We start from the raw sequence: 12,913 nt of genomic DNA, 5'->3' as shown, positions 1-12,913 counted from the left end.
GGCGGAGGCGGGCGTCGGCGATGCTGTGGGTGTGGAGTACGTGTCCAGAGTGCCGCGACCGCCGCTGGACGGGCTGATCGACGACCTTTACTACCTGGAGGGTACGGCGCCGTACGCCCGGCTGACCCTGCCGCCGGCGCCGTCGGCGTTGCTCATCGTCAACCTCGGGGCGCCGTTCCACATCCGTGGCGGCAGCGACATCGAGACGGCCGAGTACGCCGACGGCTGCGTTGTCACCATGCCCACCCGCGCGTGGGACTTCGGCTACCCACCCCGGACCCGGTCAGTCGGCGTCCACTTCAAGCCGTGGGGGCCGGCGCCGTTCCTGCCGATGCCGGCGGCCGAGCTGTGTGACCGGCCAGTGACGATAGAGCAGGTTTGGGGCCGCCCCGCCGTTGCTGAGCTGCGCGACCGGCTGGCCACGGCGGACGGACCACACGAGATGCTGACGCTGCTCGAGGAGGAGCTGATGCGACGGCTGTGCGAGACCGCCGGCCTGGGGCTGGTCCGCCATACGAGCAGCGTTATCGCGGCGACGAGCGGGGCGGTCGCGATCGGCGATCTGAGCGTGGCAACCGGGGTCAGCAGCACTCATCTAGCCAAGCGGTTCAAGGAGCTCGTCGGCGTCACACCGAAGCGGCTGGCCCGCAGTTACCGCTTCGCCGGCACCGTGTTGGCGATCGACCCCGCCGGACCGATTGACTGGGGCGAGCTCGCTGCTCGCGCAGGCTACTTCGACCAGGCCCATTTCGGCCACGAGTTCCAGGCATTCACCGGGCTCACGCCGACCCGGTACGTCGAAGTCCGGCGCCGGTTCCTGCGCGAACACCCCGGTCACACGCTGGACGGCTGGCCGCTACCGGCCGATTGATTTCGTACAAGAGCGACAGCTCACGACACGCTAATTTGAGGGCATCCCAAAGCAGAGGAGGGCCCCGTGGGCAAGGTGGTCATGTACAGCTCGGTGTCGGTCGACGGCTTCGTCGCGGACGAGAACGACCAGCCTGGACCGCTGTTCGACTGGCTGTCCGGCGGTGACGTCCCGTTGGACGAGAGCGGCGCGCTGAAGGTGTCGCAGACCTCCTACGACTACATCCGGCCGTACTGGGACCAGATCGGGGTGACGGTCGTCGGCCGCCACGTCTTCGACTTGACGGACGGCTGGGACGGCAAGCCGCCGGGCGGGATGGACCACATGGTCGTCGTGACGCACCGGCCGGAGCCCGAGGGCTGGGACTCTGAGGCGCCGTTCCACTTCCTCGACGGCGTCGAGGCAGCCGTGGCCAAGGCGCAGGAGCTTGCCGGTGACCGCCTGGTCGAGATCGCCGCCGGCGACGTCGGCGGCCAGGTGCTTGCCGCGGGCCTGGTCGACGAGGTGCGCATGGACGTCGTACCCGTGGTGTTCGGGTCCGGCAAGCGCTACTTCGGGTCGGTCCACGCGCAGCACCTGTTGGAGGATCCCGACGTGATGATCCAGGGCAACCGGGTGCTTCACCTGCGCTATCAGGTACGCCGTTGACCGATCCGAGCGGGATCACGCGGTCCGATGGGTGTCGGCAAAATCCGCGACCCCGTCGTGCGTGGGGGCGGTTACGGTCGACGGCGTTGTTCCTGGCGTTCTCGCCAGCCGCACGGGTTCTCGGCGTGCCAGCGTTGCGTGCGGGAGCGGGTGGTGTCGTAGAAGACCAGGGTGCAGACGTCGCGACCGCAGACCCGAATCCGCAGTGGGTCGATGGTGGCGAGTTCGCCGATGAGGCGTCGGGCAAGTTCCGCGACAACGGAGGCGTCGTCCCAGACCATCTGCTGACGCAGTCCTTCGTCGGCGACCACAAGCTCGACTCGCGCCGTTGCGCCGCGGGCCAGGATATTGAGCTGCCTGACGTCTGGACGGCGGCCGGCCACCAACGCGTCTGCTGCCTTGCTGGCCGCCTGCTGCAGCCGGCGAAGGTCGGGCAGGTCGGCCTCGCGAACGGCCCGGTCAACGATCCCGGTCAGCTGCCGGGCAGCCGTCTCGGGGTCGGGGAGCACCGGTTCGGCCTCGCTGGTGCGGGTCCGCGCGGGACGGCGCGGTCGACCGAGGTTGGCTAGCTGCACCAGTGTGTCCGCGCCCCCGGCGCTCGTGGGGCTAACAACGCCCATCGTCCGCGTTTCCCGGCCGGAGGTCTTTCGGGTCAGCCGGGTCGACCGTGCCATGGCAACCCATCAAGCCGGGTTTGCCACGATCCGGCGGCGCGGCTCGGTCACCAGCTCGTTGGCAGCGACGGCGTTGGGATGCCCGGCGTAGGCGCGCAGTGCGGCGTCCGCGGGTGCCTGACTCGTCCATTGGCTGACCACCAGCAGGTGCCCCGGATCGTCGGCGTCGACGAGGAGCTCGTGCCGCAGGTAGCCGTCGAAACCGAGCATGTCCTGCCAGATCGCCTTGGTGATCGTGCGCCCCCGCTCGGCTGCTTCAGGCGGGAACCGAGATTCCCAGATCGAGTACGTGGCCATGCCGCCTCCTACCTTGTCACGGTCTAACCATTAAATAGACCGTGACCATCGAACGCAAGACCTGCCTGGGCGCTCGCCGGGCCGCTCACGAGACGCAGGCTCCGCAGTGGCTCCGCAGGGTCTTCAACGTATCTCCGTGATCTGCCTCAACTGGGCAGCCCGCTCGCTCGACCTGCCACCTCGGACCGGAGCCCGCTGGAGCGAGATCCGCTGACCATGGCAGCTGACCACACGCCGGTCACAAGGTCACTCACAGGTGCACGGCGGGTACGGCGAGACCAGCGGGCCGCCCGGGTGAGGTGTGGAATCGTCAGTTTTGTGAGGCTTTGAGTTCGTCGCGGTGGTTGTCGAGCCAGGTTGCGAAGGACTCGAGTTCGGGGTTGAGGTCGCGGACCTTTGTGAGGTCGCGGTCGCCGGTGAAGCGGGCGTGGTCTTCGGCGTAGAACTGGAACATGTTGGACATTTCTACGGCCATCGGGAACGGGTACTCGCGGAACTCCTCCCACGACGGGGCGTGGTAGATGACCTCTTCGCCGAGGGCCTCGGACAGGGCGGCGGCGTATTGCTCACCGGTGAGGTGGTCGCCGGCGATGCTGATGGTTTCGCCGATGAGGTCGGGGTGTTTGAGGATGGCCAGCGCCGTGCGGCCGATGTCTTCGGAGGCGACGCCGGACAGGGGGCGGTCGGCCATCGGGATGGTGATGGTCAGCTTGCCGTCGGCGTTGCGGGTCGGCGGCATGCCGTTGATGAAGGCATCGAAGTAGAACGTGGTCCGCAGGAACGTCGTCGGCACGCCGTACTTCGTGAAGATCTCGTCGGCCTCGCCCTTCGCGTCGAAGTGCGGGACCTTGTAGCGCCCGTCGTCCAGGCTCGGCACGTCGTCGCGGCCGGCGAAGAACCTCCTCGTGTCCTCGAGCGTCGACCAGACCAGGTGCTCGACGCCGGCGTCGCGGGCGGCCCGGGCGGCGATCTCGGCCTGGTCGAGCTCCATCTCGGCGCGGGTCCGCGCGGCCTCCTCCTCGGGGGTCCGCTCGACCCAGTAGTTCGTCACCACGAACGCGCCGTACACGCCGTCGAACGCGGCCCGCACGCTCGCCTCGTCGTCGAGGTCGGCGGCGACCACCTCGGCGCCGGCCGCGGCCAGCTCGCGCGACTTTGCGGAGTCCGGGTTCCGGGTCAGAGCCCGGACGGCGAACTCGCCGGAGGTGTCGGCCAGGATCGCGCGGACGAGGCCGCCGCCCTGGCTTCCGGTGGCGCCGACGACAGCGATCAGCTTGCTCATATCTGCTCCCAGAAGGTTGGGTTGATGTGTCAACTCAACCGATCGTAGCTCGTTTGGTTGATGTGTCAACCCGACCGGGTAGGATGGTGTTCGTGAGCAAAGGACCGTGGCTCGACGACGACGAGCAGAAGGCGTGGCGCAGCTATCTGCTGATGACCCGGACGCTGGAGACGCACCTGGAGCGCCACCTCCAGCGGGACTTCGGCCTGTCCAAGTCGGACTTCGAGATCCTGGTCAACCTGTCGGAGTCGGCGTCCGGGCGGATGCGCGCGTTCGAGCTGAGCCGGTCGACCCAATGGGAGAAGAGCCGGCTGTCGCACCACCTGACCCGGATGGAGAAGCGCGGCCTGATCCGCAAGGAGGCCTGCGAGTCCCGCTACCCGGAGATCGCCATCACCGAGGAGGGCCTGGCCGCGATCAAGGAGTGCGCTCCGGCGCACGCGGCCCGGGTCCGCGAGTTCTTCGTCGACGTGTTCGGCCCCGACCGGATGACGGTCCTCGGCGAGGTCTCGGACGAGGTCGTCGCCACCATCGGCAAGCACTGCGACACCGCCTGCCCGCTGGAGGACCGCTCCTGAGAAGCCCTCTCAGAGAGCTTTCAGCAGAACTTGACGGTGGCTTGATCCTCTCTTGGAGTGCGGCTGAGGAGCTTCGACCGAGGCTGATGCCATGGTCACCACAGGCAAACCCCAGTCCACCCGCCGGCGCTGGCTGCACCGGGCGTCCGCAGCCGCGATAGCCACCGCCGTACTCGGCGTCGGCGCGACCGGGATCTCGGTCGCGGTCGTGTCGGCCAAGAACTCCGACAGCGGGAGCACCGGTACGACGGCAACGTCGACCAGCTCCGACGACTCAAGCTCGAGCAGCTCGGGCTCGAGCAGCTCGGACGACAGCAGCAGCTCGAGCGGGCTCGGCTCGTCGAGCTCCAGCTCCAGCTCCAGCTCGCAGGGTGGGAGCAACGGGTCATGACCGCCTCCCGCACCTGGACCGCGTGGAGTTGCACGGTCCGCCTGACCGTCGACGACCCCGCCGTACTGGGGGCGGCCTGCGGTGAGCTCAAGGCGCTGATGGACCGCGTCGACAAGGCCGCCAGCCGGTTCCGGCCGGACTCCGAGCTGTCGATCGTGAACAGCCGCGCCGGCGCGCTCGTACCGGTGTCCCGGCTGCTCGTCGATCTGGTCGACGTCAGCCTGGTCGCGGCCCAGATGAGCGGCGGCGCGGTCGACCCGACTGTCGGCCCGGCGGTGATCGCGGCCGGGTACGACGCCGACATCGAGACGGTACGGCGCCGCTTCCCGCAGGCACCCGACGAGGCGAAGCCGGTCGTGGGCTGGCAGGAGGTCCGCCTCAACCGCAAACTCGCCCTGCTCGGCGTGCCCAAGGACTGCGCTCTCGACCTGGGCGCTACCGCCAAGGCCTGGACCGCCGACCGCGCTGCCAACGTCATCAGCAAGCGCTACGGCTGCGCAGTCCTCGTAGAGATCGGCGGCGATCTCCGGGCAGCCGGTGCGCCGACGAAGCCCTGGGTAATAACGGTCGCCGAGCGCGCCGGTGAGAAGGGCATACTCGTCACGCTGGCTCACGGCGGTCTCACGACGTCGACCCGCACGGTACGGCGTTGGCAGACGCCAACTGGCTACAACCACCACGTGATCGACCCACGCACCGGACTGCCCGCGGAAGGTCCGTACCGGACCGCATCCGTCTGGGCGCCGACCGCAGTACGTGCGAACACCTTCAGCACTGCACTTGTGGCCACTGGCGACGCTGCACTCGGTCGGCTGAAGCTGGCCGGTCACCCGGCCCGGCTGGTCGCCGACGACGGTGAGATCACCGAGCTGTCGGGCTGGCCGACGACTCGCAGGGCTGCCTGATGACGCTGTGGTACCTGGCCCGCGCCGCCGGTGTGGTCACCATGGTCATGTTCACGCTGTCGGCCGTGCTCGGCATGGTCATGCCCAACGTCCGCCGACCGGAGCGCAGGTTCTGGCTGCAGTACGTGCACCGCTCGGCCGCTGTGACCGGACTGGTCCTCCTGGCGACCCACCTGACCGCGGTGATCGCCGACAGCTACGTGGCCATCAGCCCGACCGTTCTGGTGTGGCCGTTCGCCTCCGGCTACCGGCCGTTCGCGATGGCAGTCGGCGTGCTCGCTCTCTACAGCCTGGTACTGGCGTCTCTCCTCGGCGCAGCCCGTGGTCGGTTGGCCGCCTCCGCGACGTTCACGAAGTACTGGCGCAAGCTCCACATCGCCGCATCGGTCGGCTGGCTGCTGTCCATCGGGCACGCGCTCCTCGCCGGTACTGACCGCAGTACGCCGTGGATGCTCGCCATCACCATCAGCTGCCTGGCCGCAGTCGCCACTGCCGGCTTCTACCGACTCAACGCAGCCCCGAAGCTCACCCGTGCCTGGAGGACCCAATGATCACCGTCGACGACGTCAGAGTCATCGGTGAGGCCAGAGTCCTCGCCGGACTCGACCAAGGCCGCCTGGACCTGCAGCGTCATCTCCTGACTCATGGCAGCCTGCCTGGGCTGACCCGTGACCAGTACACCCAGCTGTGCGAAGCGGTGGGACTCAGGGGACGTGGTGGGGCGGCGTTCCCGGTTGCGCTGAAGCTGCAGGACCTCCCAGCTCGCGGAGTGGAGGCGGTCGTGATCAACGGCTCGGAGAGCGAGCCCGTCAGCCGCAAGGACCGCTTGCTCCTCACTCGGTCGCCACATCTCGTACTCGACGGTGCGGTCGGCCTCGCGCACGCACTGGGCGCGCCGCACGTGCTCATCGCCGTACACGATGCTGCTGCGGCCACCTCGGTTCGTGAAGCGCTGATGGAGCGTGACGACCGGCTGGCGATCGAAGTGACCGACACCCCCGGACGATTCGTCGCAGGGGAGGCCCGTGCAGTGCTGAGTGCCCTGGAGGGCGGTACTGCGGTACCTCCTGGTCGGAGGGTGCTGCCGACGCGAAAGGGGTACCACCAGCGGCCGACGTTCCTGTCGAACGTCGAGACCTTCGCACAGCTCGCCGTACTGGCGCGGCTCGGTTCACGTGGCTTCAGCAGCACCGGACTGATCAGCGAGCCCGGCACTCAGCTGCTGACGATCGCCGGCGCCGTGCAGCGGCCCGGTGTGATCGAGACACCGACCGGTATCCCGCTGGACACGGTCCTGCAGTACGCCGGGGCGGAGGCCGGACCTGTGCTGCTCGGTGGGTACCACGGCCGCTGGCTGGAGCAGACCCAGGGCGTGACGCTCCAGCGACCGGAGGTGTCCGCAGGGATCATCCTGGCGCTCGGATCCGACACCTGTCCGCTCGGTGAGGTCACTCGCGTCGCACAGTGGCTGTCCAGTCAGTCAGCCGGCCAGTGCGGGCCGTGCGTGTTCGGCCTGGCCGCTCTGGTCGACGACTTCGCCAGACTGACCGTCGGCGACCCGCAGGGCTGGCACGACGCGCACCGGCACCTCGGTCTGGTTCCGGGCAGGGGAGCGTGTGCGCACCCGGACGGGAGTGCGAGATTCCTCACGTCCGCGCTCGAGGTTTTCGACGACGACGTACAGCGTCACCTGACCGGACGCGGATGCGGCCGGCCGGTGCTGGGACTTCTTGGAGGAGCCCGATGAACACGCTCGAGATCGACTGGACCAGGTGCGACGGGCACGGCCTGTGCGCGGGCCTGGCGCCCGACGACATCCTGCTCGACGAGTGGGGATTCCCGGTCCTCCGCGGCCGCGAAATCACCGCCGGTGAACTGCCGGATGCGCGCCGCGCAGTCCTCGCCTGTCCCGCTCTGGCACTCCGCCTCGACAATCGCTGACAGGCCCGTCCCGACACCACACCAGTGACAAAGGTGGACTAATCTCTGAGTGACCGCACAATGTCGTGCGGTCCGGCGCGAGCGACGCCGACGTCACGTGTGGAGACGGTGGGGAATGCAGAGCAAGCTGGACGTCCAGAAGGCAGATGTGCTCGCCAAGGCGGTGGCCGCGGGCACCCACGGGCACGACAAATCGGTCGACCCGGGCAAGCTGAGGACGTTCCTCGAGCAGTACTACCGGCACGTCGCCGCCGAGGACGTCGCCGAGCGTCAGCCGAACGACTGCCTGGGCGCCGCGCGGCACCACTACAAGTCCGCGATGAGCCGCCCGCAGGGTACGGCGAAGGTCCACGTCTTCACCCCCACCGTCGACGAGCACGGCTGGTCCGCGAGCGGCCGGACCGTCGTCGAGATCGTCATCGACGACATGCCGTTCCTGGTCGACAGCGCCTCGATGGCGATCACCGACCGCAACCTCGAGCTCCAGCTGCTGATCCACCCGCAGTTCGTGGTCCGCCGTGACGTCGCCGGCACGCTGCAGGAAGTCCTGGACGACACCGCGCCGGCGGACGGGCACGACCTGGTCCGCGAGAGCTGGATGCACCTGGAGATCGAGCGGATCGCGGACGTCGCCGAGCACCGCGCCCTCGAGCGGGAGCTGCAGAAGGTGCTGAACGACGTGCGCGAGGCGGTCGAGGACTGGCCGAAGATGCACGAGAAGGCGGTCAGCATCGCCGCCGGGCTGAACGCCGCCGACCTGCCGGTCTCCGAGAGCGAGGTCGAGGAGGCCCGCGAGCTGCTGGAGTGGCTGGCCGACGAGCACTTCACCTTCCTCGGCTACCGCGAGTACGACTTCACCATGGAGGGCCAGCAGGGCATCCTGCGCGGCCGCCCGGGGACAGGGCTGGGCATCCTCCGGCCGGATCCGAAGCCGGGCTCTGGCAAGCTGCCGCCCGAGGTCAGCGCCAAGGCGCAGGAGCGGAAGCTGCTGATCCTCACCAAGGCCAACTCGCGGTCCACGGTGCACCGGTCGACGTTCCTCGACTACGTCGGCATCAAGCAGTTCGACGAAGCCGGCGAGCCGGTCCGGGAGTGCCGGTTCATCGGGCTGTTGTCGTCGACGGCGTACACCGAGAGCGTCATGCAGGTGCCCGTGCTGCGGCGCAAGGCGCTGGAGCTGTTCCGCCTGACCGGCTTCGACCCGAACAGCCACAGCGGCAAGGGCCTCCTCGACGTACTGGAGACGTACCCGCGCGACGAGCTGCTGCAGGCTCCGGTGGAGGACCTGCTGCCGATCGTCCAGTCGGTGCTGCACCTGCAGGAGCGGCGCGCGGTCAAGCTGTTCGTACGGCGTGACGTCTACAACCGGTACCTGTCCTGCCTGGTGTACCTGCCGCGCGACCGCTACACCACCGCGGTCCGGCTGAAGATGCAGCAGATCCTCAAGGACGCGATCGGCGCCGAGGGCGTCACGTACGCCGCCTACGTCACCGAGTCGGTGCTGGCGCGGGTGCACTTCGTGGTCCGGATGAAGCAGGGCGAGACGGTCGGGGAGTACGACGCCGACCTGCTCGAGCAGCAGGTGATCGACGCGACCCGAGCGTGGGCCGACGACTTCAACGCGGCCCTGCACGCGCAGGGTGGGGACGGCGCGGTCACTAAGCTGTCCCGCCGGTACGCCCAGGCGTTCCCGGAGGCGTACAAGGAGGACTTCGACGCGCGCGTCGCGGTCAAGGACGTTCACGTGCTGGAGAGCCTGCCTGCCGACGACGGCCTGGCCATGTCGCTCTACAGCCCGATCGACGAGGAGTGGGAGGGCGAGCGCCGCTTCAAGGTCTTCCGGACCGGTACGGCGCTGTCGCTGTCGCAGGTGCTGCCCCACCTGAGCGCGATGGGTGTCGAGGTGATCGACGAGCGGCCGTACGAGATCCGCTGCGACGACGGCACGATGGCCTACATCTACGACTTCGGCCTGAAGGCGCCCGAGGACACCGAGGAGCGGGAGGAACTGCGCAAACTGTTCTCCGACACGTTCCAGGCCGTCTGGCAGGGCCGGGCCGAGTCCGACAAGCTGAACGCGCTGGTACTGCGCGGCAACCTCAGCTGGCGGCAGGTGTCGATCCTGCGCGCGTACCAGCGCTACATCCGCCAGGGCGGTACGCAGTTCAGCCAGGACTACATCGAGAACACCTTCCTCAACCACGTCGACGTCGCCGGGCTGCTGGTGCAGCTGTTCGAGACCAGCTTCGACCCGGCCCGCGGCCCGGCCGACGACCCGGACCGCGTGATGCGGATGGACCAGCTGGAGAAGGAGATCCTCGCCGCGCTGGACACCGTGCGGAGCCTGGACGAGGACCGGATCCTGCGGTCGTACCTGACAGTGATGAAGGCGACGCTGCGGACGAACTACTTCCAGCCGGGCGCCGACGGGCAGCCGCGGTCGTACCTGTCGCTGAAGCTGGAGCCGAAGGCGATCCCGGAGCTGCCGCAACCGCGGCCGAAGTACGAGATCTTTGTGTACTCGCCGCAGGTCGAGGGTGTGCACCTGCGGTTCGGCGCGGTCGCGCGCGGCGGGCTGCGCTGGTCGGACCGGCGCGAGGACTTCCGCACCGAGGTGCTCGGCCTGGTGAAGGCGCAGATGGTGAAGAACTCGGTGATCGTGCCGGTCGGCGCGAAGGGCGGGTTCTACGCCAAGCAGCTGCCGGATCCGTCCGTCGACCGGGACGCGTGGCTGGCCGAGGGCATCGCGTCGTACAAGACCCTCATCTCCGGGCTGCTGGACATCACCGACAACATCGTTGCCGGAGACATCGTTCCGCCGCGCGACGTGGTCCGGTACGACGGTGACGACGCCTACCTGGTCGTTGCCGCCGACAAGGGCACCGCGACGTTCTCCGACATCGCGAACGGGGTCGCCAAGGAGTACGGGTTCTGGCTGGGCGATGCGTTCGCGTCCGGCGGCTCGGTCGGGTACGACCACAAGGCGATGGGCATCACCGCCCGCGGCGCGTGGGAGTCGGTCAAGCGGCACTTCCGCGAGATGGGCCACGACTGCCAGAACGAGGACTTCACCGTCGTCGGCGTCGGTGACATGTCCGGCGACGTGTTCGGCAACGGCATGCTGCTGTCCGAGCACATCCGGCTGGTCGCCGCGTTCGACCACCGGCACATCTTCCTCGACCCGACGCCCGACGCGGCGCCCTCGTTCGCCGAGCGGCGGCGGCTGTTCGACTTGCCGCGGTCGTCGTGGGCGGACTACGACGCGTCGCTGATCTCCGCCGGCGGCGGCGTGTTCCCGCGGACCGACAAGGCGATCCCGATCTCGGCCGAGGTTCGCGACGCGCTCGGCATCGACAGCAGTGCGGTGACGCTGACGCCGGCCGAGCTGATGAACGCGATCCTGAAGGCCCCGGTCGACCTGTTCTGGAACGGCGGCATCGGCACGTACGTGAAGTCGTCGGCCGAGTCGAACGCCGACGTCGGCGACAAGGCCAACGACGCGATCCGGATCAACGGCTCCGACCTGCGCGCCCGCGCGGTCGGTGAGGGCGGCAACCTCGGCTTCACCCAGCTGGGCCGGATCGAGTACGCCGCGGCCGGTGGCCGGATCAACACCGACTTCATCGACAACGTGGCCGGCGTGGACACGTCCGACCACGAGGTCAACATCAAGATCCTGCTGGACAAGGTGGTTGCCGACGGCGACCTGACCGAGAAGCAGCGCAACGACATCATCGCCTCGATGACCGACGAGGTCGGCGCGCTGGTGCTGAAGAGCAACTACCGGCAGAACATCGCGCTCGCCAACGCCGGCGCGCAGGCCGCGGCACTGATGCACGTCCACCAGGACTGGGTCCGGCGGCTGGAGCGGCAGGGTCTGCTCGACCGCGAACTGGAGTTCCTGCCCAGCGTCACGGAGTTCAAGCGGCGCAAGGCCGAGGGCCGCGGGCTGACGTCACCGGAGCTGTCGGTGCTGATCGCCTACACGAAGATCGTGATGGACGCCGAGCTGCTGAAGACGACGCTGCCGGACGATCCGTTCCTGAAGCACAAGCTGGCCAGCTACTTCCCGAAGGAGATCAAGGAGCGGTTCGCCGACCAGATCCAGAGCCACCAGCTGCGGCGCGAGATCATCACCACGCAGGTCGTCAACGAGTTCGTGAACACGTCGGGCATCACCGCGTACCACCGGCTCTCGCTGGAGACCGGCGGGACGGTCGAGGACGTCGTGCGCGCGAACCTCGCGGCCAGCAGGATCTTCTCGCAGCCCGAGCTGCTGTCGCGCAACGCCGAGCTGGACAACGTCGTCGACGCCGAGACGCAGACCCACATGCGGCTGGAGACCCGGACGCTGGTCGAGCGCGCGACGCGCTGGCTGGTCAGCAACCGGCGGCCGCCGGTCGACATCGAGGACCTCATCGAGTTCTTCGGCCCGGGGATCGCGAAGCTGACCACGGCGCTGCCCGACGTACTGCGCGGTCGCGAGCTGGCTCTGTTCGAGCAGCGGCGGGAAAGCCTTGTGCAGAAGGGGGTTGCGGACGATTTCGCGACCCGGATCGCGGTGCTGCCCCCGGCGTACGCCGGCCTCGGCATCGTCGAGACCGCGTCCCGCGACGACATCGACATCCTCGAGGTCGCCAAGGTCCACTTCGCGCTGGGCGAGCGGCTGCAACTCGGCCGCTTCCTGGAGCGGATCATCGGCCTGCCCCGCACCGACCGCTGGCAGACGATGGCCCGCGCCGCCCTCCGCGACGACCTGCACGCGGTCCACTCCCGCCTCACCCAACAGGTCCTGGCCACCACCGACGCCTCCGCCGAGCCCGAGGACCGAGTCATCACCTGGCAGGACCAGAACGCCGTAGCCCTGTCCCGAGCCTCCTCCATGCTCGAGGAAATCGTCGAAACCGAAGGCCCCGAACTGGCACAGCTCTCGGTCGGCCTCCGCCTGGTCCGGACCCTGATCGCCAACCAGGGCTGAAACAGCGCACCTCCGTTCCCTCGATCGGCAGACCGAACCGCGTCCAAGGTCCGGTCTGCCGACCGTGTGGGCGCGCGAACTCAAATCGTTATCCAGGGCCCGGGTCGCGGCCTTCCGGAGACATTTCCCCGTGCCGATCGAAAAACCTCCGTGCCCTCTGGTTTCGTCCCACGGCGTCGCGGCGCACGGGTCTGCCGACGACATCCCGTCCCTGCGTTCAGGGCAGTTTTTCGCGTCACTTTCATAACCTGAACCACCGAGGAATCCCATGTAGAACGGCAGTTTCGGCCCCATCGGGATTGTTGACGAAGGATGGTTGCTTATGGTCGAGTGATCGCCCGTCACCGA

At 68.5% G+C, this 12,913-nt stretch carries 12 protein-coding genes; 8 read left to right on the top strand and 4 right to left on the bottom strand.

The window, feature by feature from the left end; translation table 11 throughout:
- The first annotated feature begins 31 nt into the window (after positions 1-31).
- Positions 32-871, top strand: a complete 840-nt coding sequence (locus tag ACIA58_RS28655) for a helix-turn-helix domain-containing protein (RefSeq protein ID WP_396406896.1) — start codon at positions 32-34, stop codon at positions 869-871.
- Between the two features lie 66 nt (positions 872-937).
- Positions 938-1,519, top strand: coding sequence for a dihydrofolate reductase family protein (locus ACIA58_RS28650; protein WP_396406895.1), 582 nt, complete (start codon positions 938-940; stop codon positions 1,517-1,519).
- 71 nt (positions 1,520-1,590) lie between these two features.
- Here ACIA58_RS28650 and ACIA58_RS28645 read toward each other — a convergent pair whose 3' ends face one another.
- From ACIA58_RS28645 to ACIA58_RS28635, 3 genes are all read right to left on the bottom strand, one after another.
- Positions 1,591-2,094, bottom strand: coding sequence for a CGNR zinc finger domain-containing protein (locus tag ACIA58_RS28645; RefSeq protein WP_396406894.1), 504 nt, complete (start codon positions 2,092-2,094; stop codon positions 1,591-1,593).
- A gap of 108 nt (positions 2,095-2,202) precedes the next feature.
- Positions 2,203-2,490 (bottom strand): putative quinol monooxygenase, encoded by a 288-nt coding sequence (locus tag ACIA58_RS28640; protein WP_396406893.1) that lies wholly within the window; start codon positions 2,488-2,490, stop codon positions 2,203-2,205.
- Positions 2,491-2,800: 310 nt separating this feature from the next.
- The gene (locus tag ACIA58_RS28635; RefSeq protein WP_396406892.1) at positions 2,801-3,772 is read right to left on the bottom strand and encodes an NmrA/HSCARG family protein; all 972 of its coding nucleotides are present in this window, start codon (positions 3,770-3,772) and stop codon (positions 2,801-2,803) included.
- Positions 3,773-3,855: 83 nt separating this feature from the next.
- On the opposite strand from ACIA58_RS28635, the gene ACIA58_RS28630 reads away from it, so the two are divergent.
- Positions 3,856-4,350 carry a MarR family winged helix-turn-helix transcriptional regulator gene (locus ACIA58_RS28630; RefSeq protein WP_396406891.1) on the top strand — a complete coding sequence of 165 codons (495 nt, stop codon included), beginning with the start codon at positions 3,856-3,858 and terminating at the stop codon, positions 4,348-4,350.
- 9 nt (positions 4,351-4,359) lie between these two features.
- Here the strand turns inward: ACIA58_RS28630 and ACIA58_RS28625 are convergent, their stop codons facing one another.
- Positions 4,360-4,731 carry a hypothetical protein gene (locus tag ACIA58_RS28625; protein WP_396406890.1) on the bottom strand — a complete coding sequence of 124 codons (372 nt, stop codon included), beginning with the start codon at positions 4,729-4,731 and terminating at the stop codon, positions 4,360-4,362.
- A 6-nt stretch (positions 4,732-4,737) separates the two neighbouring features.
- Between ACIA58_RS28625 and ACIA58_RS28620 the strand changes: the two genes are divergently transcribed.
- The 5 genes from ACIA58_RS28620 to ACIA58_RS28600 all read left to right on the top strand — a co-directional run bounded on the left by ACIA58_RS28620 (position 4,738) and on the right by ACIA58_RS28600 (position 12,565).
- Positions 4,738-5,646, top strand: a complete 909-nt coding sequence (locus ACIA58_RS28620) for an FAD:protein FMN transferase (RefSeq protein ID WP_396406889.1) — start codon at positions 4,738-4,740, stop codon at positions 5,644-5,646.
- A complete protein-coding gene (locus ACIA58_RS28615; protein ID WP_396406888.1) occupies positions 5,646-6,197 on the top strand; it encodes a hypothetical protein in 552 nt (183 codons plus the stop codon). Before ACIA58_RS28620 ends, ACIA58_RS28615 begins: the two co-directional genes overlap by 1 nt.
- The gene (locus ACIA58_RS28610) at positions 6,194-7,393 is read left to right on the top strand and encodes an NADH-ubiquinone oxidoreductase-F iron-sulfur binding region domain-containing protein (protein ID WP_396406887.1); all 1,200 of its coding nucleotides are present in this window, start codon (positions 6,194-6,196) and stop codon (positions 7,391-7,393) included. Before ACIA58_RS28615 ends, ACIA58_RS28610 begins: the two co-directional genes overlap by 4 nt.
- A complete protein-coding gene (locus ACIA58_RS28605; RefSeq protein WP_396406886.1) occupies positions 7,390-7,587 on the top strand; it encodes a ferredoxin in 198 nt (65 codons plus the stop codon). The genes ACIA58_RS28610 and ACIA58_RS28605 overlap by 4 nt, the downstream gene beginning before the upstream one ends.
- 115 nt (positions 7,588-7,702) lie before the next feature.
- Positions 7,703-12,565, top strand: coding sequence for an NAD-glutamate dehydrogenase (locus tag ACIA58_RS28600; protein WP_396406885.1), 4,863 nt, complete (start codon positions 7,703-7,705; stop codon positions 12,563-12,565).
- Positions 12,566-12,913: the final 348 nt, after the last annotated feature.

Source organism: Kribbella sp. NPDC051586, assembly GCF_044453965.1.
Lineage (GTDB): Bacteria > Actinomycetota > Actinomycetes > Propionibacteriales > Kribbellaceae > Kribbella.
The sequence above is the reverse complement of the archived record's forward strand: the minus strand, read 5'-3'. Positions and strand labels throughout refer to the sequence as shown.